The following is a 17,867-nucleotide window of genomic DNA, read 5'->3' on the forward strand; positions in this document are numbered from 1 at the left end:
CCTCGCACGAAAACGCATTCGCCCCGAGTTCGTCATCACATGGTCGTTATGGCGACGAGCGCACCAAGCCGAAGCAAGGCGAGCCCATCTGAAAAAGCAACTGTAATGCTAAAGTGCCTCGAAGCGTGATAATGAGGTCATTATGGCGTGCCTTGCCCCGCGACAAAGATGCGAATTTGCTCGACGAAATAAAGAGAAGGCTCCCGAGATCGAGTTTATCATCAACAATGTTTTTCGTGCTCAGGAATGGAATCCCGCTCGTCAATATGTCGTCCCCGCTAGGGTAATTGCTTGAGCGATCCCCGTTTTCAAATACTGAGATGCTTCCCAAATCGCTGATGGATGAGGAGGCGGAGGAAATCCGGGGTGTTCCGAAAAGTTCGACAAAGAGACCGGTTGATAGCTTGGCGAGTTTAGCGATGGCCTCCCGGCGCTGGCGCCGCAGGTCGTTGGCCTGATCGAGGATCGCCGCGATCCGCCGCTGCTCGTCGAGGGGCGGGAGCGAGACTTCCAAGCCTTCGATATCCGCTCGATTGATCTGTTTGAATGTGGCGCCACGTCCAAGCGCCGCGAGATTGCCGGCGTTGGCGTGGAGAATCCACCACGCGAAGGAAGGATCGATTTTCTCACGATTTGGTCGAATACCCGCAACGCCGCGCCCCAAGCAGTATTCCCGATCAGACCAATTCAAATCTCCGATCGTCGCGCGAACACACAAAATGATGTCCCCTACCCGGGACAATTTTGCGGGGGCCGTCGTGTGGCGTTTCGGCTTCGGAGAAAATTCCCCGAAATCGCTTGCGCCTGCGATGAGGGGTGCTCCGTCCCCTTCTGCATTATAGGTTTCGCCGCTCGGCGCTTGACCCATAATGATTTCGCAAAGATCCCCGAGCGCCGCTGTCCTCACCCCACCATCTCCTCGAGCCGCTTCATCCCCTCCGCGATCTCCGCCTCGAGCCGCCGCAGATCGGCGAGGATCGCCGCCAGGCTCTCGTGCTCCACCTCCTCATGCTCCACCTCGCGATAGCGATTGAGCGAGAGGTCATAGCCCGCCGCCGCAATATCCGCCTTGGGCACGCAAGAGCTCTGCGCCGTGCGCGGGCGTTCGCGCTCGGCGGCGCCCCGCTCCTCGAAGCGCATCAGCACGTCGGAGGCGCCGCCGTCGCCATTGAGCGAGCGGATGAAGGGAAACACATGCTCGTCGACGATGCGGAACATTTCCGGCCCGGCGAAATTCTTGAAGCGGGACCAGCGCAGATTTTCGTAGGGCTCGCCGCGGGCGTCCGCGCCCTCCGGGAAGATGCGCCGCTCGAGCGGGCGGCGAAGCGTCGTCGCCTTGCGCTCCTCGAGCTCCTGCATCTCGTCGAGGCGCTTGATGAAGATGAGAAAAGTGATCTGTTCGATGACCTGAAGCGGATTGGCGAGGCCGCCGGACCAGAAATCATTCCAGACGCCATCGATCTTGCCGCGTAATTCGCCTGTCAGCATATCTCCCCCCGAAAGCGGCGGCAGAGTAACCGGCCGCCCCGCGCCGAGCAATCGGCTCTCCTCGCGCGCGCGGTTGCCCATGTATCCCGGGCAAAAGCATCCCGGGCAAAACCGTCGCCGGTCTGCGCTCCTCGCGCCCGAGCGTCACATCGGGGAGATTTCTCTGGCGGCGACGGCGTAAAGGACATTCGTCTCGATCGAAGTCGCGCCGCTCGCGCGCAGAAGAGACAGATTTGTCTCTCGGACCCGCGAAAAAGTTTGGGGATCGAGCTGCGCGAGCGTCCCGCGATAGCCGCTGCCCATAGCGATCGCCCACCAATCGTCCGGCGACTGGAGGGGGTGACGTCCTGCTTCCGCCACTATGTCGGCGCCGCTCACGCCAGCCTCGGCCAGCATTTCGCGCAGGCCCGTCGGTTGGGAAATGCGGTCCCAGGGGTTGAAGCCCCGGTAGAGATCGGGGCGCTCCTGCCGTATCGCGCTCCAGAAGGCGCCGTTCGCGGGCTCGAACAGGTTTGGGCCCCAGGTGGTGATGGCGAGCCGGCCGCCCGGACGCACCATGCGCCACAGCTCCCGGATCGCCGCGGTCATATCGGGCACGAAAAAGACGCCGAACACGCAAATCACCGCATCGAATGCGTCGTCCGGATAGCCGAGGGCGAGCATGTCGGCGACGCGGAACTCGATCGTGTCGAGGCCTTTGCTCTGCGCTTTCGACGCGGCCAATGCGATCAAGCGTTCAGCGAGATCGACGGCGATCACTCTGCCCTTCGGCCCGACGCGCTCGGCGGCCGGCAAGGCCGAGCCGCCGCTGCCGCAGCAGACGTCGAGCACGCATTCGCCGGGAGAAAGACTCAGGCGATCGACGGTCTCTCGTCCGAAGCGATGCCAGAACGAGCTGACGGGGTGGTCGAAATAGTCGGCGGCGGCATTGTAGGCGGCGGCGGCTTTCGCCTTTGCTGCTTCTAATTCGTTCATCCGATTTCCCCGATCTCGCTATTCGCCGCTCACGCGCGCGAGGACGCGCCGGCGTTCTCGTACCATGTCCGCGACCGGCGGACGATATGGACGACGGAGAGCATGACGGGCACCTCGACCAACACGCCGACGACGGTCGCGAGCGCCGCGCCCGATTGGAAACCGAACAAAGCGATCGCCGTCGCGACGGCGAGCTCGAAGAAATTGCTGGCCCCGATCAGCGCCGAGGGCCCAGCGACGCACCATTCGACGCCGAGGCGGCGATTGAGGAGATAGGCGAGGCCGGCGTTGAAATAGACCTGGATCAGGATCGGCGTCGCCAGGAGCGCGATGACCAGCGGCTGTCGCATGATCTCCTCGCCTTGCAGGCCGAACAGAATGACGAGCGTGAGCAGCAGCGCCGCCAGCGAGAGTGGGCCGAGCACACGCAGCGTCGCAGCCAGCGCCGCCGCGCCGCCCTTCGCCAGCAATGCGCGCCGCCAGAGCTGCGATGCGACGACCGGCGCGACGATATAGAGGCCGACCGACAGAAGCAGCGTGCCCCAAGGCACGGTGATGGACGACAGGCCGAGCAGCAGAGCGACGAGCGGCGCAAAGGCGACGATCATGATCGTGTCGTTGAGCGCGACTTGCGACAGAGTGAAATGCGGTTCGCCGTCGACGAGATTGGACCACACGAACACCATCGCCGTGCAGGGCGCCGCCGCCAGCAGAATGAGGCCGGCGATATAGGCGTCGATCTGATCGGCCGGCAGAAAGGGCCGGAACAGATGCGCGATGAACAGCCAGCCGAGCAGAGCCATGGAAAACGGCTTCACTAGCCAATTGATCCCCACGGTCACAGCGATGCCGCGCCAATGCTCGCGCACCTGCGCCAGCGCGGCGAGGTCGATCTTCAGCAGCATGGGGATGATCATCAGCCACACCAGCGCCGCGACCGGGAGATTCACTTGCGCGACCGTCGCCTCTCCAATGGCGTGGAAAACGAAGGGCGCCGCCTGGCCGAGCGCGATGCCGACGATGATGCAGAGCGCGACCCACAGGGTCAGATAGCGCTCGAAAACGCCCATGGCGGGCGCGGCGGATGCTTTGCTTCGATCCGGCTCCATGGCGGCCGGAGTTGCGCGCAGTTCCATCGGTTTTCCTTTCGGTGAAATATCAGGCGGCTTCGACGGCGCGGCCCGCCAATTCCAGAAGGCGAGAAACGCCGACCGGCTCTTCCTTCAGCAGCGGGACGATCGCATAGCGCCGCGCATGAGTGGCGGCGACGGCGTCGATCTCGCGTATCTCATTGCGCGCGCGCTGACGGAGCAGCGGCGAATGCGGGCGCGCGGCGGCCACGCTATTGTTGATGATCCACGCCCAAGGCTCGATTCCGGCGCGCCGCAAATCGGCCTGAAGGCCGGCCGCCTCCAGAACGGGCGTCGTCTCGGCGAGCGTCGCCAGCAGAACTTTGGTCTGCTTGGGATTCTGCAATTGCATCATCGGCGTCGTGTAATGCGCGCCTTTGGCGTCCAATTGGCGCGCGACCTCGCGATGATAGGCGCCGGTCGCGTCCAGCAGCAGAAGGGTATGGCCGGTCGGCGCCGTGTCCATCACCACGAAACTCTCGCCCGCCTCGCGGATAATGCGCGAGAAGGCCTGAAACACGGCGATCTCCTCGGTGCAGGGCGAGCGCAAATCTTCTTCCAGCAGCGCGCGGCCGGCGGCGTCCAGCTCGGCGCCCTTGGCGGCCAATATCTCGCGACGATAGCGTTCCGTTTCCGCATGCGGATCGATACGGCTCACTTTCAAATGCTCCAATGATCCATGGAGCGTTTCCGCAAGATGCGCAGCCGGGTCGGATGTGGTGAGATGCACGGGCAGGCCGCGGCGGGCGAGCTCCACGGCGATAGCCGCCGCCAGAGTCGTCTTGCCGACGCCGCCCTTGCCCATCAGCATCACGAGACCGTGACCGTCCGCCGCTATTGCGTCGACCAGCTCCGACAGGCTCGGCGCGTCGAGCGCGATCGGCTCGTCCTCGCTCGCGTTCGCCGGCGACGGCGTCGCGCCGAGCAATTGCCGCAAGGCGTCCAGGCCGACGAGATTGAACGGCCTGAGCGCGACGCGATCACAGGGCAAAGCGGCGAGCTCGGCGGGCAGCGCGCGCAACGCCGCCTGCTCGCGCTCATAGATGGCGGCGGCGAGCGAATCCTGCTTCGCCTCCTCTTCCGGCAGCAAGCCGTTGATGACGAGATATTGCTGCGCGATGCCGATCGCCGCCAGCTCTTTATGCGTGCGGGCGATTTCGTTCAGCGCCGATCGCTGCGCGCGGGCGACCAGCACGAGGCGCGTGCGCCCGGCGTCGGCCAGCGCCTCGACGGCGCGGCCATATTGCGCGCGCTGCTTGTCCAGCCCCGCCAGCGGCCCGAGGCAAGAGGCGTCGCCCTTGCCGGATTCGAGAAAGCCGCTCCATGCGCCCGGCAATTGCAGCAAACGGATCGTATGTCCCGTCGGCGCTGTGTCGAAAACGATGTGATCGTAATTCGCGGTGAGCGCGGAATCGACCAGCAGCGCGGTGAATTCATCGAAGGCGGCGATCTCCGTCGTGCAGGCGCCCGATAGCTGCTCCTCGATCCCCTTCACCACAGCGTCCGGAAGCAGGCCGCGCACCGGGCCGACGATACGGTCGCGATAGGCCTGCGCAGCGGCCTGCGGGTCGATCTCCAGCGCCGACAGGCCCGATGCGCCGGGAATGTCGGTCATCCGATTGCCGATGATCGTTCCGAACACTTGCGCCACATTGGACGCCGGATCGGTGCTGACCAGCAGCACGCGCCGCCCGGCCTCGGCGAGCGCGATCGCCGTCGCGCAGGCGATCGATGTTTTGCCGACCCCGCCCTTGCCGGTGAAGAACAGGAAACGCGGCGGCTGCTCGAGGAATTTCATCTGGGGGCCTTCAGCAACTGCCGCCGCCGCAGCATCCGCTCGGCTTCGGCTCCGTCGCGGTCTCGACAAGGCCGGCCCAGCGGGCAAGCTCGCTGCGGCTCGGATAGCGCCCGGCGAGAGCGACCTCGCCCGCAACCAGCACCAGAGGCAGCGCCTCCTGCCCAGAACGCTCCAGAAAGGCTTTGACGATCGCATTCTCGGCGAAGGCGAGCGGCTGCTGCGCCAGATTGAATCGCTCGATGCGAGCGCCGTTCTGCTTCGCCCAATCGACATCGGCGGCAAAGCTCACCAGCGCCTGATCGACCTCGGTTCCGCACACGCCCGTGCTGCAGCAGAGCGCCGGGTCATAGATTTCGATTGCCGTCATATCCGTCTCCCTCGATTGTTATGCCGTCGCCACGCGCCGGCCGGCGGAATCGACGATGAGCTCGCCGTCCTCCTTGTAAAAGGCGCCGCGCTGCGGCAGCGGCAGAATGTCCAGAACCGCCTCCGACGGACGGCACAGCTTCACGCCCATGGAGGTGACGACGATCGGCCGATTGATGAGGATCGGATGCGCCATCATCGCGTCGAGCAATTGCTCGTCGGTCAGCGTCGGATCGCCGAGGCCGAGCTCGTGATAGGGCGTCCCTTTTTCCCGCAGCAGCGCCCGTGTCGGTATCCCCATTCGCGCGATGAGCTGCTCGAGCAGCGCGCGCGTCGGCGGCGTCTTCAAATATTCGATCACATGCGGCTCTATCCCGGCGTTGCGGATGAGGCCGAGCGTGTTGCGCGAGGTTCCGCAATCGGGATTGTGATAGATGATCACATCGGGCGCACTCATGCGGGCTCCTTCGCGCCGCAGCACGGCGCCTTTGCGGGAAGGTCCGGCTTCGGCGGACAGCATTCGCCTTGCGGCGTCGTCGGCGCGCAGCGGGCGTTCGCTTCGTCCTTCAGCGCGTCCAGCGCCGGATCGCCGCCATAGACCGGGCTTTCGCCCGTCGTGAGGAAGGTCTCCCACATCAGCCCTTGCGGATCGGCGATCCAGGATTTTTCCGACTTCGCATAGCAGCAGGTGGTCGCGCCCTCTTCATAGACGCGCCCGCCGGCCTGCTTCAGGCGACCATAAACGTCGTGCAGCTCGTCCGTGGTTTCGACCTGAATGCCGAGATGCTCCAATCCGAGGCTCGACCCGCCTCGCGCCGAAATAGCGAAATTCACGCGCGGATCGTCGAGCATCCATTTGGCGTAATCGGGCTTCTCGATTGTCGGCGCGGCGCCGAACAGCGCGCTGTAGAAATGGATGGATCGGGGCAGGTCATCGACGGACACATGCAGATGCAGGCGCTTCATGGAACCCTCTCGGTCTGGCAGGTCGTATCGGCTTCCGTGACGCAGCAAGCGGCGGCGTCGCCCTTGCAGCAATTCTCCGTCAGATAGGCGAGCAGCGCATTCATGACGGGATAGGCGGCCGAATAGATCAGCGAGCGGCCGTCCCGACGGAACGTCACGAGATCGGCGTGCTTGAGCTGATTGAGGTGGAAAGACAGCGTCGTCGCAGGAAGCCCGAGCCGCTCGCTGATTTTTCCGGCGGGAAGCCCCTTGGGGCCCGCTTGCATCAGCAGCCGGAAAATATCGAGGCGGGACTCGTGAGCGAGCGCGACGAGGGCCGCGATGGCGTTGTTCTTTTCCATAGTTCAAATATGTTTGAATTATAGAGATTGTCAAGGCGGGCGAGCGAGGGCGTGCGGAGAATTTCCATTCGGGCGCCGATTTACTCGTGGCGCCAGACTTTCACCGACGACGCTACGAGAATCAGGGAGAGAGCCGGAATCAAGAGCTGATCCGACACGATCCCGAGGAGACGCCCGCCTATGAAGGTTCCCGCGATCGAGCCCGACGCCATGATGAGGACGAACGCCTTGTTGCGCGTCACGACGCCAAAGGCGCTGTCGCGGCTGTAACGAGTGAAGCCGACGATCATGGTCGGCAGACTCACGGCGAGCGAGAGGCTGCCGGCGAGCTTTATGTCGGCGCTGAAGAGCAGCACCAGCGTCGGAATCAGCAGCTCGCCTCCCGCGACTCCCATGAGTGAGGCGACGATCCCGATGCCGAAGCCCGCGATCACGCCGGCGACGATCAGCAACGCTCCCGAGAGGTGCGCGGACGCCGTCGTCGCGCCATGGCCGAAGACCAGCGCTCCGGCGATCAGCGCCAGAAGCACGGCGAGGATTCGATACAGGTTGCGAGAGCTCAGCTTCGTCGCCCATCCTGCTCCGAGCCACGCGCCCACCAAGCTGCCTGCCAGCAAATTGAGAATGATCGGCCAATTGGAGGCGACAGCGGCAAAGGGGACGGATGCGGCGCGAAACGGCAGAGCGGTGGCGACGACGATGAGGCTCATCGCCTTGTTGAGGATGACCGCCTCGAGAGCGCGAAATCGAAACGGCCCGATGAGCAGCGGCAGTCGAAATTCGGCGCCGCCGAGACCTATCAGTCCGCCGAGCGCGCCGATCGCTGCGCCGCCGACAAAAGCGAAAACCTGCCTGGGTTTTGTCATGAGCCGATCGGTTCCCCCGCTCGTGCCCACAGTGGAGGGCGATGCGGACTCTGACGGAACGGGCATATCGAACCTCCGATGGGTTTCGGATCGCGACGCACGATGCGATACCCGAAACGACACGAAATAAGACGAAATCGAAGATAGTGGTTAGCTAGCCTCGAAAACGCGGCTTCAAATGCAATGGAAAAGCATCAATGTAAACATGAAGGGATTGAAACCAGGTGACTCTGCATCAGAAATGCGCGAAAGAATACGAAATGCAACCAATATGGATATAGGCCGTGTCGCCGGACAAACGTCGCGCCCTGACCGCCGAGGACGTCGCCGAGATGCTGCATGTCAGCAAGAGCGGCGTGTATGGCCTGATCAAGAACGGCGACATCGGCCATTACAAGGTCGGTCGAAAGTTCCGATTCACCGAAGCTCATGTGCGGGAATATGTCGAACGGTCCGGCACGACCGCACGCGCCGCGACGCGCAATGGGCCGTCGGCGCTCGACGAGGATCGCTATTTCGATTTGTCGCCCGAACGCCGAAGCGCGAATGGCTTCGTCATCTGCGGCCAGGATCTGATACTCGACATTCTATCGAACTTCATGCGCATGCATGGCGTCATGGCGTTGCGGGCCTACATCGGCAGCTATGACAGCCTCGTTTCCCTCTACCTGAACAAGGTCAGCGCCGCCACGGCGCATCTTTGGGACAGTTCGACCGACGACTACAACGCGCCCTATGTCCGAGCGCTCGTGCCGGGCGTCCGCTGCCTGATCGTGAATGTCACCTACCGTATGCAAGGTTTTTACGTCGCCAAGGGCAATCCGAAAGGCATTCGCTCGTGGCGCGATCTCGCGCGAGACGACATCACGATGATCAATCGCGAGAAGGGCGCCGGCTCACGCGTGCTGCTCGACGAAAACCTCGGCCTACTGGGACTCTACGGCAGCAAAATCAAGGGTTACGACAATGAGAACCAGTCGCATCTCACCGTGGCGAGCGCGGTGGGGAGAGGCGACGCGGATATCGCTGTCGGCAACGAGAAAATTGCCCGACAGGTCGAGAATGTCGATTTCATTCCGCTCAAGAAGGAGCGCTACGACATCGTCGTCAAGAAGGAGCAGCTCGAGACCCACGAGATAGCGACAATGTTGAAAATTCTGCGATCCGATAGATTCAGGAACGAATTCGAGAACATCGGCGGATATGACATCCGCGATATCGGAAAGATCGTCGCCGAAACGTGAGCCGGGCGCTCGAAATTCTATCGTATATTCGCTCTCATGGCGGTCGCTGAGATGTCCACGAAACCCGAGGAAAGCGGACCCAGATATGACAACAATTGACGGCTAAAGGCGCTTTGCGGAATTTTCTACCACCCGCCACCGCTCACGCAGCATTATTCACCGCCAGTTCCGTCGCCCCTTCCATCATCGCAATATCGGCGAGACGGCTCTTCAGCGCCGCCCGGTCCAGCGACTCGAAGGGCAGATTGACGAAGGCCGTCAGCCGCGCGCCGAGACGCCGATAGGCTTCCATGAAGGCGGCGCGTTTCTGCGCGTCGTCGCCCTTCGCCATCGCCGGATCGGCGACGCCCCAATGCGCCAGCAGCGCATTGCGCGGCCAGGGGCCGCAGGGCTGCTCGCAAATGTCGTCACAGAGGGTGATGACGAAATCCATGCGCGGCGCGTCGGGCTTGGTGAATTCCTTCCAGCTCTTGGAGCGAAACGCGCGCGTGTCGTAGCCGAGCGAAGACAGCAGTTCCACGCCGACCGGATCGGGCCGCTCGGCGGGCCTGCTGCCGGCCGAAAAAGCGCGGAAGCGGTCGCCGCCCTCGCGGTTCAGAACCGCCTCCGCCAGAATGGAGCGCGCGGCGTTGCCGGAACAGAGAAACAGGACATTGCGGACCCGCTTGCTCGCCGATTTCGGACGCTTCTGCGGAAAGGCGGGGGCCGCGAGAGTGAGATCATCGAGCGATGCGCCGAGATCGGTCAGCATCGTCGTGAGCACATGGCCCAATTTGCTGGAATTGGCGGCGTAGATCACCGAACGCCCCTCGCGTCGTCCGAGGACGAGTCCGGCGCGTTCGAGATGGGCGATATGGGTCGAGAGCGTATTGTGCGGCACGGCCAGAAGGCGGGCGATGTCGCCCGCAGGCAGTCCATAGGGAAGATAGCGCAGCAGCAGACGATAGGCCTCGAGGCGCGTCGTCTGCGCCAAGGCCTCGAAAATGCCGACGATCTCGGCTGCGGCGATCCGATCTTCCGTCATTTGTCCCTCGCCTCCTTGGACCGTCAGCGGCCCTTTGGCGAGAATAGTCGAATTCTCGACGCGTCACTACCTGTCGACAAGCGGTCCTGGAGCGGATCGCATCGAGCGCCTGCCGGAGGCGGATCCGCGGCGACCGTCGCGGCTGCGGCTTCCTCGGCCAGCTCGCGCGCCGCCTCACGGCAGGCGCGCCAGAGCTGCGAGGCTTCGCGGAAGGCTTCCTCATGCTCGAGGCTCATCCCGCGCCACTGCTGCAGCTCGACGAGATGGGCGCGGGTCGCTTCGCCCGAATGCATGCGGACGACCCATGAAAGAGCCTCGCACAGCAGCGGGTCCAAATCGGGAGTCGGATCGTCCGGTTCCATCAGATCGCAAGTCCGGCGTTTCGAGCATGACCCGAGCCGTCCGCCTCCGAGCGCGACGCGCTCAGGCGGCGTCGACAGGCTTCGCCTTGCCGATCTCCTCGAGCCGCCTCTGCAAGGAGAGCTTGTCGAGGCCCTTCATCGGAAGGGAGGCGAAGATCGAGATGCGGTTGTTGAGCATACGGAACGCATCGGCGAAGGCCAGATGCTTCTCGATCTCGGTCCCTTCGACAGCGGCAGGGTCGGGCAAACCCCAATGCGCCGTCATCGGCTGGCCCGGCCAATAGGGGCACTCTTCCTTCGCGGCGTCGTCGCAGACGGTGAAGACGAAATCGAGCGGCGGAGCGCCGGGCTCGGCAAATTCGCTCCAGCTTTTGGAGCGATAGCCATCCGCTTTGAAGCCGGACTTCTCCAACACCGCCACCGTATACGGATTGACCTCGCCTTTTGGCCGGGAGCCCGCGCTATAGGCTTTGAATCGACCGGCGCCCACGCGATCGAGGATCGCCTCGGCGATGATCGAGCGCGCGGAATTGCCGGTGCAGAGAAAAAGCACATTATAGACCCTGTCTTCCATCATTGGCGTCCCTCTGGGTGATATTCCGTTATGTCTGGACCTATCGACATATTAATATAGCGCTCGTCGCTTCTTCTGCAAAGCAGAGATCGAGCTACGACGCCGATTTTTGACGCCGCGCCCCCGCCCTCGCGTCGAGCGCGCCTCCTTGCCGCTCAGCGAAAGGGTAGCTGCACAAAAGGATTGCGGCTCGCCCTCGCCGGCGCCGCAGCTGCGGCGCCGGCCGATTGCCCCGGCATGGCGTTCACGCGCGACCAGATTTCGGATGTGGCCCATGCGGCGCGATATCGACAGCCACAGCCGCGACATTCGCGCGAAATTCGGCGCTCTCGCCTGCGACAATGCGATCGATACGGCGCGTGGCGTCGACTTCCGCATCGGTCGAGGGGGGCGCGTGATCGATCGAGCGCCGAATATGGAAGTCCCGCGCAGATTGCCGTAGTTGCGCGGACTGCCCGGCAGCTCGGCGCTGGCGATGGCGAGCTGCGTCGCGATGAGCGTCAGCGGATCGTAGGAGCTCGCGCCCTCCACGGTTCGCACATCGTCATGCGTGTAATCGGCGATGACGCTCCAATTATCGTCTATGCGGCCTCTGAGATCGAATTCGAATCCCAGGCTGCGCGCCGTCATGCGAGAAAAGATCACGGTCGGCGAAACGTCGTTCCGCAGGGCCTATTTGCGGGCGGTCGTCGAGGTCGACGACCAAGTCATCCGCATTCACGGCTCGAAAACCAGCCTCGAACAGGCCGTCGTCTCCGGCGGAGAACAAATCGGCAATGGCGTTCGCGGTTTTATACGCAAATGGCGCTCCCTAGGGGACTCGAACCCCTGTTTTCGCCGTGAGAGGGCGACGTCCTGGGCCACTAGACGAAGGGAGCGGACGAGGGCGTCTATAGACTGCTCCGGTCGGTCGAGCAAGAGGTTATCCGAACGCGATTATCCGAACGCCGTCGTATCGACGCCGCCCCGCCGAAGGCCGGCGGGGCGGCGGGCCGCTTCAGCCTTCGTAATAATCCTTCACCAGACGGTCCAGCAGCCGCACGCCCCAGCCGGACGCCCAGCTCTGGTTGATGTCCGAAGCCGGCGAGCCCATGCCCGTGCCGGCGATGTCGAGATGCGCCCAGGGCGTCTTGTCGACGAATCGCTCCAGAAATTGCGCCGCCGTGATCGAGCCGGCGTGACGGCCGCCCGTGTTCTTCATATCGGCGAATTTCGAATCGACCAGCTTGTCATAGGCCGGGCCCATCGGCAGGCGCCAGAGCTTCTCGCCGGTCGCCTTGCCGGCCTCGAGGATGCGGCCCGCCAGCTCGTCATTATTGGAGAAGAGGCCGGCGTGCTCCTGCCCCAGCGCCACCAGAATGGCGCCGGTCAGCGTCGCCAGATCGATGATGAAGGCCGGCTTGTATGTCTCCTTCACATGCCAGAGCGCGTCGGCGAGCACGAGCCGGCCTTCCGCGTCGGTGTTGATGATCTCGATCGTCTGGCCGGAGAGCGAGGTGACGATGTCGCCCGGCCGCTGCGCCTCGCCCGAAGGCATGTTCTCGACGAGGCCGAGCACGCCGATCACATTGGCCTTGGCCTTGCGCATCGCCAGCGCGTGCAGAAGGCCGGTCACGGCGGCGGCGCCGGCCATGTCGCCCTTCATATCCTCCATGCTGGCCGCCGGCTTTATGGAGATGCCGCCGGTGTCGAAGCAGACGCCCTTGCCGACGAAGGCGATGGGCTGCGCGCCGGGGGCGCCGCCGTTCCAGCGCAGAATCACGACGCGGCTCGGATGGACCGAGCCCTGGCCGACGCCGAGAAGCGCGCGGAAGCCGAGCGATTCCAGCGCCGGAACGTCGAGAATCTCCACCTCCACGCCGAGCGCCGCGAGCTTGGCGGCGCGGCGGGCGAACTCCTCGGGATAGAGGACATTGGCGGGTTCGTTGACGAGATCGCGGGCGATGACGACGCCCTCCGCGAGGCCGAGCGACTGCCCGACCGCGCCGCGCGCGGCGTCGGGGTCGGCGACCGCCAGAGCGATGTCGCTCGCGCCCTCGCGCTCGGAATCGTCTTTCTTCTTCTTGGTGCGGTAGAGGTCGAATTTATAGGCGCGCAGCTCGGCGCCGAGCGCGAATTGGCCGGCCGCGGCGGCGGGATCGGCCGGCGCCTCGGGCGGATCGAAGACGACGAGCGCAGTCTGGCCCTGGCCGAGCTTGGCCGCCGTCTGGCCGCCGAGGCCGAGGAAATCGTCGAAAATCTCCGCCTTGTCGGAGCCTTCTCCCTCCGCGGCGGAGCCGACGCCGATGACGAGCAGACGGCCGACCGACGGTAGCCCCTGGGGCGCATAGAGATCGAGCGAAGTTCCGCGTTTGCCGGTGAATTTCGCGGCGGCGGCGGCGCGGGTCACTTGCGGGAGCGCCTCTTTGAGAATCGTCTCCGATTCGGAGCCGAAACGGAGCTTGGCGCCGGCGAAGGCGATGAGGACGAGAGGTCTGCCGCCGGCCTCTGGAGACGCCGCGAGACGCCGCTCCGCCTCGCCGAAAGACACGGTCTCGATTTTCACATAGGCGGACATTTTTGAACCTCTCATAGGGAAAACAGGCGTTTGCCGCGGTTACGCGGCAGTGTTGACGCACTATCGTCCCGACGCCGCCGAGGGTCAACGCTCGTCGCGCCGGACAGGAGCGGGAACGGCGCTCCGCCGGCGCGGCAATGTCGTTCTCTTGTGGACGGCGCGGGCTTTGCTTCTTATGTGTCGCAGCCTCGGGCGGCGCGCGCCGCCCGAGGAAGAAAGGTCGCATCCTTGAGCCGATCCATCGCCGCCCGGCCGGAGGCCGGCGCGCCCGCATTTTCCGTGCTGGGCGCGATCAGCTTCTGCCATTTCCTGAACGATATGATGCAGTCGCTGCTGCCCGCGGTCTATCCGCTGCTGAAAGGCGGGTTCGATCTCGATTTCGGGCAGATCGGCCTGCTGAGCTTCACCTATCAGGTCACCGCATCTCTGCTGCAGCCGCTGGTCGGCCTCTACACCGACCGCCGCCCGCAAGCCTATTCGCTGGTCGTCGGCATGGGCTCGACCTTGTGCGGGCTGCTGGCGCTCGCCTTCGCGCCCAGCTATCCGGCGCTGCTGGCGGCGGCGATGCTGCTCGGGATCGGCTCCTCAATCTTCCATCCCGAATCTTCGCGCATCGCCCGCATCGCCTCGGGAGGCGCGCATGGCCTCGCCCAATCGCTGTTCCAGGTCGGCGGCAATTTCGGCTCGTCGCTCGGACCGCTGCTCGCCGCCTTCTTCATTTTGCCGCGCGGGCAGGCCAGCCTCGCCTGGTTCGCGCTCGTCGCGCTCGGCGGCATGGGCGTGGTGATGGCGCTCGGCCATTGGTTCCGCAGCAATGGCCATGCGCGGGCGCCGTCCCGCATCGCTCCGCCTGTGGACACGGGCCTTTCCCTCGGCCAGCGGCGCCGCGCGCTCGCGGTGCTCGTCGCGCTGATGTTCTCGAAATTCGTCTATCTGGCCGCGCTCGGCAATTATTATGTCTTCTATCTGATGAGCCGCTTCGGCTCGACGCAGGAGGATGCGCAAATCTATTTGTTCGTTTTCCTCGCCACTTCCGCCGGCGGCACGGTCATCGGCGGCGCGCTCGGCGATCGGCTCGGCCGCAAGCGCGTGATCTGGGCGTCGATCCTCGGCGTGCTGCCCTTCACGCTCGCTCTGCCCTATGTCGGCCTTCCGGCGACGATCGGCCTCAGCGCGATCATCGGCTTCATGCTGTCCTCGGCCTTTCCGGCGATCCTCGTCTATGCGCAGGAGTTGACCCCCAATCGCATCGGCGCGGTCTCCGGCCTGTTCTTCGGCTTCGCCTTCGGCATGAGCGGCGTCGGCGCGGCGGCGCTGGGCGAATTGGCCGATCGGACGAGCATAGAATTCGTCTACCTTCTCTGCTCCTTCCTGCCGCTGATCGGATTGCTCGCCGTCTTCCTGCCCTCGGGCGACGCGGCGTCTCGCCGATCCTAGCGAAACGATTCTAGAGTGGTTTTCGAGTGGGAATCGGTTCGCGTGAAGAAAACCGACCGAACAAGGATATTCAGAGTCATTCCGGTCGCGGCGGCGATCGTCGACCGACCGTTTCGAACGGCGCGCGACGAATCTCGTCGGCGAGGTCGGCGAGATCGATGAATTCATCGGCCTGACGCCGCAAATCTTCCGCGATGATCGGCGGCCGCGTTCGGATCGTCGAAGCGACGGATACGCGCACGCCTTTGCGCTGGACCGCCTCAATGAGCGGTCGGAAAGCGCCATTGCCGGAAACCAATGTCATCGCCTCGACATGCTCCGCCATCGCCAGAGCGGCGACCGCGAGATCGACGTCTATGCTGCCTATGTTTCTGCGGCGACCGAAGCCGTCGACCGATTGCGCGACCGGCTTGGCGACGACGACATATCCATTATAGGCGAGCCAATCGGTCAGCCGGCTCGCGCTCCCGTCGGATTGCGCCTCTGTCGACGCCGCATAATAGAAGACCTTCGCCGCAGGCGAACCGCCGCGCAACAGGCGCAGCAGACGCGCATAGTCGAGATCGATGCCGAGACATCCGACGGCGAAATGCAGATTGGCGCCGTCGATGAATATCGCGCTTCGATCGCAAGATCGCATTTTCTCTCTCATATTCGCAAAGCGCGTCGGGCGCCGCCGGCCACTCGAACGGCGGCGTCAAAACAGCTCGAAGATCAGAATTCCGAGCATCGCCACGAAACCCACGAGATCGACGATGACGAGTCCATTGCCCAAGAATCGGAGAATTTCGGCGGCCGTTTCGATATGCGGCTGGATCATCATGATCACGGACAGATTCATGGAGGCTCCTCTCGTGGCGCAGTCTCATACGGCGCGAAGCTGGTCGGTCATGGCGGCGGAGCCCGGCTCGGAAATTGCGCCGGGCATTCGCGCTGGATAGGCGTCGGTCCATATGAGATCGAAGAGCGCCTGCGCGGAATCGTCCCAAGTGATGTGAGACGCTCGGACGCTCGTCGACGCCTCGCGCGACAGACGCAGAATCTCGCCGGCGAGAGCGACCGGGTCGAGAAGATCGAAATAACGGACATCGGCGCCGCCGATCTCGTGAAACACGGGAATGTCGGAGGCGATGACCGGAAGGCCGCGGCGGCCGGCTTCGACGAGCGGAAGGCCGAATCCTTCGACCGTCGACGGAAAGATCAATCCGCGCGCGCGCTCGTAGCAGAGGCGCAGATCCGCGTCGCTCGCATCCTTCAGCCAGAAGAGACGGCGGCCGAATTCGGGATGATTTGTGATCTCTCGCTGCAGAGCCTCGCTCTGCCAGCCCGCGTGGCCGACGATCACATAGCGCGCGTCGACGACATTGGCGCGCCAGAGAATATCGAAAGCCTCCAGCGCAATCGGATAGGCTTTGCGCGGCTCGAGCGTGCCGACGCTCAAAAAGATCGGCGTCGCGCCCGCCATTATGTCGCTCGCCTCGGCCGAGACGCGCGCGTCGGTCTGCTCGTCGAAATCGGCGCCGAGCCGCCACCAGCCGATGCGCAAATCGGGCTTTGTCCGGCTGCCTTCGCGCGTGACATAGGAAACGAGATCGTCGGCGGCGCTTCGCGAGACGCATAGGATTCGATCGCTCTTCAAGACGACGGCTTCGAACCAATGCTCGAATCTTTCGGTCATCGGCGCCGAGACGCTGAGCGGCTGCGTCAGAGGAATGAGATCATGGACCAAGGTGACGAGCTGTCCGCCGGCGGCCGTCAATCTCTCGATGATTGGAACATATTCGTCGGTCGCCAGCCAGCTCGCGTCGAAAATCAGCAATTTGTCGCCCTTGCGAAACTCGATCGGCGGATGCGGCTTCTGCGCTGCGAAATAAGGCGCGAGCCTGCCGTTTTCGATCACCACCGGCAATGAGCCGTCGCTGCGGAGCGATCGTTTGGCGATCTCGCGAACGACGCGTTGAATTCCCTGGTTGCCGCCATATCGATAGGTCGGCGTCACATCGATGAAGAGACGCGGCGTCGCGGCGCCGAGAATGGCGCGAGTGGGATCCTCGCCGCGCAGCGACGGCGGCAGCGGCGGACGCGGCGGATGCGGGATGCGCGCGCGCGTGCCGTCGTGCAGATGCGCGAAACCCAAGAGACGCGCCGTGGTCCAATAGAATTCCTTGATCTTCAGATAGCAATGCGCCGTCACCGGATCGATGGCGCCGGCGACGCGCTGTCGGTGCAGCTCGAGATGCTCTTTTTGAATTTGCGTCGCCAGATAGAGCGCTATTCTCGTCGCGTCGTCCTGCGGCGGCTCGACGCCGACGGCGGGCGCAAAAGATCGTCCATCGTTCAGAAGATCCGGCGTCGTATGCATGTTCATGGCTCGAGAAGTCCCGAATGCTCTGGAGCGCGACGCTCAATCGCGCATCCTCTTTGCGATCGCGGCGAGCCGTTCGGCGGTCGACAGCGCGCGATCCCCGCCCCATCGCTAGGCGTGGGAAATTATCCCACGTAGTGTGCGAACAAAAACTCCTGCTGTCAAGTCCACGTGGGATTGTGTCCCACGCAGGGGCGGGCTAGAGTGCTTTCGAGCGAAGTGGGAACCGGTTCGCGTGAAGAAAACACGACAGAACAAGGAGACCGAGAGTCGTTCCGGTTCGATCTGAACCCGAAAGACACACCGGTCGATCAAGTCCGACACCCAGGACAAATGGCTCACCCACGCCGCGCGTCTGCAGCAGCCCAACGCCC

20 protein-coding genes and 1 tRNA gene are annotated in these 17,867 nt (G+C 63.8%); 2 read left to right on the forward strand and 19 right to left on the reverse strand.

Annotated features, from left to right (window positions below):
* Nucleotides 1–46: 46 nt before the first annotated feature.
* The 10 genes from FMZ75_RS18915 to FMZ75_RS18960 form a co-directional block, all read right to left on the reverse strand.
* Entirely contained in the window at nt 47–907 is an 861-nt protein-coding gene (locus FMZ75_RS18915; protein WP_166145310.1) for a restriction endonuclease subunit S, read from the reverse strand.
* Nucleotides 904–1,569 (reverse strand): type I restriction-modification system subunit M N-terminal domain-containing protein, encoded by a 666-nt coding sequence (locus tag FMZ75_RS18920; protein ID WP_246729089.1) that lies wholly within the window; start codon nt 1,567–1,569, stop codon nt 904–906. The genes FMZ75_RS18915 and FMZ75_RS18920 overlap by 4 nt, the downstream gene beginning before the upstream one ends.
* 63 nt (nt 1,570–1,632) lie before the next feature.
* Entirely contained in the window at nt 1,633–2,463 is an 831-nt protein-coding gene (locus FMZ75_RS18925) for a class I SAM-dependent methyltransferase (protein WP_166145313.1), read from the reverse strand.
* 29 nt (nt 2,464–2,492) lie between these two features.
* A complete protein-coding gene (arsB, locus tag FMZ75_RS18930; RefSeq protein ID WP_166145341.1) occupies nt 2,493–3,533 on the reverse strand; it encodes an ACR3 family arsenite efflux transporter in 1,041 nt (346 codons plus the stop codon).
* Nucleotides 3,534–3,621: 88 nt separating this feature from the next.
* Nucleotides 3,622–5,391, reverse strand: a complete 1,770-nt coding sequence (arsA, locus tag FMZ75_RS18935; protein WP_166145316.1) for an arsenical pump-driving ATPase — start codon at nt 5,389–5,391, stop codon at nt 3,622–3,624.
* Between the two features lie 10 nt (nt 5,392–5,401).
* Nucleotides 5,402–5,758, reverse strand: a complete 357-nt coding sequence (gene arsD / locus FMZ75_RS18940; protein ID WP_166145319.1) for an arsenite efflux transporter metallochaperone ArsD — start codon at nt 5,756–5,758, stop codon at nt 5,402–5,404.
* An 18-nt stretch (nt 5,759–5,776) separates the two neighbouring features.
* Complete coding sequence (gene arsC / locus FMZ75_RS18945; protein WP_166145321.1) at nt 5,777–6,214, reverse strand: arsenate reductase (glutaredoxin); 438 nt, start codon at nt 6,212–6,214, stop codon at nt 5,777–5,779.
* Entirely contained in the window at nt 6,211–6,723 is a 513-nt protein-coding gene (locus FMZ75_RS18950; protein WP_166145323.1) for an ArsI/CadI family heavy metal resistance metalloenzyme, read from the reverse strand. The genes arsC and FMZ75_RS18950 overlap by 4 nt, the downstream gene beginning before the upstream one ends.
* Entirely contained in the window at nt 6,720–7,064 is a 345-nt protein-coding gene (locus FMZ75_RS18955) for a helix-turn-helix transcriptional regulator (protein ID WP_108916893.1), read from the reverse strand. The genes FMZ75_RS18950 and FMZ75_RS18955 overlap by 4 nt, the downstream gene beginning before the upstream one ends.
* Before the next feature lie 80 nt (nt 7,065–7,144).
* Nucleotides 7,145–7,930 carry a sulfite exporter TauE/SafE family protein gene (locus FMZ75_RS18960; RefSeq protein WP_166145326.1) on the reverse strand — a complete coding sequence of 262 codons (786 nt, stop codon included), beginning with the start codon at nt 7,928–7,930 and terminating at the stop codon, nt 7,145–7,147.
* A gap of 284 nt (nt 7,931–8,214) precedes the next feature.
* Here FMZ75_RS18960 and FMZ75_RS18965 point away from each other — a divergent pair, with 284 nt between their 5' ends.
* Nucleotides 8,215–9,174: a helix-turn-helix transcriptional regulator gene (locus FMZ75_RS18965; protein ID WP_246659916.1), complete on the forward strand. Its 960-nt coding sequence runs from the start codon at nt 8,215–8,217 to the stop codon at nt 9,172–9,174.
* Nucleotides 9,175–9,316: 142 nt separating this feature from the next.
* On the opposite strand, the gene FMZ75_RS18970 is transcribed toward FMZ75_RS18965, so the two are convergent.
* From FMZ75_RS18970 to FMZ75_RS18995, 6 genes are all read right to left on the reverse strand, one after another.
* A complete protein-coding gene (locus FMZ75_RS18970) occupies nt 9,317–10,198 on the reverse strand; it encodes a helix-turn-helix domain-containing protein (protein ID WP_142863650.1) in 882 nt (293 codons plus the stop codon).
* A gap of 23 nt (nt 10,199–10,221) precedes the next feature.
* Nucleotides 10,222–10,560, reverse strand: coding sequence for a FecR/PupR family sigma factor regulator (locus FMZ75_RS18975; protein WP_166145329.1), 339 nt, complete (start codon nt 10,558–10,560; stop codon nt 10,222–10,224).
* Nucleotides 10,561–10,621: 61 nt separating this feature from the next.
* Entirely contained in the window at nt 10,622–11,134 is a 513-nt protein-coding gene (locus tag FMZ75_RS18980; protein WP_166145344.1) for an arsenate reductase ArsC, read from the reverse strand.
* Nucleotides 11,135–11,185: 51 nt separating this feature from the next.
* The gene (locus FMZ75_RS21770) at nt 11,186–11,779 is read right to left on the reverse strand and encodes a hypothetical protein (RefSeq protein ID WP_246729094.1); all 594 of its coding nucleotides are present in this window, start codon (nt 11,777–11,779) and stop codon (nt 11,186–11,188) included.
* 157 nt (nt 11,780–11,936) lie between these two features.
* Nucleotides 11,937–12,012, reverse strand: a tRNA-Glu gene (locus tag FMZ75_RS18990).
* Between the two features lie 119 nt (nt 12,013–12,131).
* Nucleotides 12,132–13,691 (reverse strand): leucyl aminopeptidase, encoded by a 1,560-nt coding sequence (locus FMZ75_RS18995; RefSeq protein WP_166145332.1) that lies wholly within the window; start codon nt 13,689–13,691, stop codon nt 12,132–12,134.
* A gap of 228 nt (nt 13,692–13,919) precedes the next feature.
* On the opposite strand from FMZ75_RS18995, the gene FMZ75_RS19000 reads away from it, so the two are divergent.
* Nucleotides 13,920–15,128 (forward strand): MFS transporter, encoded by a 1,209-nt coding sequence (locus tag FMZ75_RS19000; RefSeq protein WP_166145335.1) that lies wholly within the window; start codon nt 13,920–13,922, stop codon nt 15,126–15,128.
* A gap of 76 nt (nt 15,129–15,204) precedes the next feature.
* Here FMZ75_RS19000 and FMZ75_RS19005 read toward each other — a convergent pair whose 3' ends face one another.
* The 3 genes from FMZ75_RS19005 to FMZ75_RS19015 are packed head-to-tail and all read right to left on the reverse strand — an operon-like array spanning nt 15,205 to nt 17,496.
* Complete coding sequence (locus FMZ75_RS19005; protein WP_142863646.1) at nt 15,205–15,768, reverse strand: NYN domain-containing protein; 564 nt, start codon at nt 15,766–15,768, stop codon at nt 15,205–15,207.
* Between the two features lie 57 nt (nt 15,769–15,825).
* Nucleotides 15,826–15,969, reverse strand: coding sequence for a hypothetical protein (locus FMZ75_RS19010; protein ID WP_158271793.1), 144 nt, complete (start codon nt 15,967–15,969; stop codon nt 15,826–15,828).
* A 24-nt stretch (nt 15,970–15,993) separates the two neighbouring features.
* Complete coding sequence (locus tag FMZ75_RS19015; protein WP_246729091.1) at nt 15,994–17,496, reverse strand: glycosyltransferase family 1 protein; 1,503 nt, start codon at nt 17,494–17,496, stop codon at nt 15,994–15,996.
* Nucleotides 17,497–17,867: the final 371 nt, after the last annotated feature.

This window comes from Methylosinus sp. RM1 (genome assembly GCF_011378635.1).
Lineage (GTDB): Bacteria > Pseudomonadota > Alphaproteobacteria > Rhizobiales > Beijerinckiaceae > Methylosinus > Methylosinus sporium.

Bases quoted from the DNA above. Each gene is read 5' to 3' on its own strand.
- FMZ75_RS18920 (WP_246729089.1), bottom strand. From the start codon at position 1,569: ATGGGCAACCGCGCGCGCGAGGAGAGCCGATTGCTCGGCGCGGGGCGG.
- FMZ75_RS18925 (WP_166145313.1), bottom strand. From the start codon at position 2,463: ATGAACGAATTAGAAGCAGCAAAGGCGAAAGCCGCCGCCGCCTACAAT.
- arsB (WP_166145341.1), bottom strand. From the start codon at position 3,533: ATGGGCGTTTTCGAGCGCTATCTGACCCTGTGGGTCGCGCTCTGCATC.
- arsA (WP_166145316.1), bottom strand. From the start codon at position 5,391: ATGAAATTCCTCGAGCAGCCGCCGCGTTTCCTGTTCTTCACCGGCAAG.
- arsD (WP_166145319.1), bottom strand. From the start codon at position 5,758: ATGACGGCAATCGAAATCTATGACCCGGCGCTCTGCTGCAGCACGGGC.
- arsC (WP_166145321.1), bottom strand. From the start codon at position 6,214: ATGAGTGCGCCCGATGTGATCATCTATCACAATCCCGATTGCGGAACC.
- FMZ75_RS18950 (WP_166145323.1), bottom strand. From the start codon at position 6,723: ATGAAGCGCCTGCATCTGCATGTGTCCGTCGATGACCTGCCCCGATCC.
- FMZ75_RS18955 (WP_108916893.1), bottom strand. From the start codon at position 7,064: ATGGAAAAGAACAACGCCATCGCGGCCCTCGTCGCGCTCGCTCACGAG.
- FMZ75_RS18960 (WP_166145326.1), bottom strand. From the start codon at position 7,930: ATGACAAAACCCAGGCAGGTTTTCGCTTTTGTCGGCGGCGCAGCGATC.
- FMZ75_RS18970 (WP_142863650.1), bottom strand. From the start codon at position 10,198: ATGACGGAAGATCGGATCGCCGCAGCCGAGATCGTCGGCATTTTCGAG.
- FMZ75_RS18975 (WP_166145329.1), bottom strand. From the start codon at position 10,560: ATGGAACCGGACGATCCGACTCCCGATTTGGACCCGCTGCTGTGCGAG.
- FMZ75_RS18980 (WP_166145344.1), bottom strand. From the start codon at position 11,134: ATGGAAGACAGGGTCTATAATGTGCTTTTTCTCTGCACCGGCAATTCC.
- FMZ75_RS18995 (WP_166145332.1), bottom strand. From the start codon at position 13,691: ATGTCCGCCTATGTGAAAATCGAGACCGTGTCTTTCGGCGAGGCGGAG.
- FMZ75_RS19005 (WP_142863646.1), bottom strand. From the start codon at position 15,768: ATGCGATCTTGCGATCGAAGCGCGATATTCATCGACGGCGCCAATCTG.
- FMZ75_RS19010 (WP_158271793.1), bottom strand. From the start codon at position 15,969: ATGAATCTGTCCGTGATCATGATGATCCAGCCGCATATCGAAACGGCC.
- FMZ75_RS19015 (WP_246729091.1), bottom strand. From the start codon at position 17,496: ATGAACATGCATACGACGCCGGATCTTCTGAACGATGGACGATCTTTT.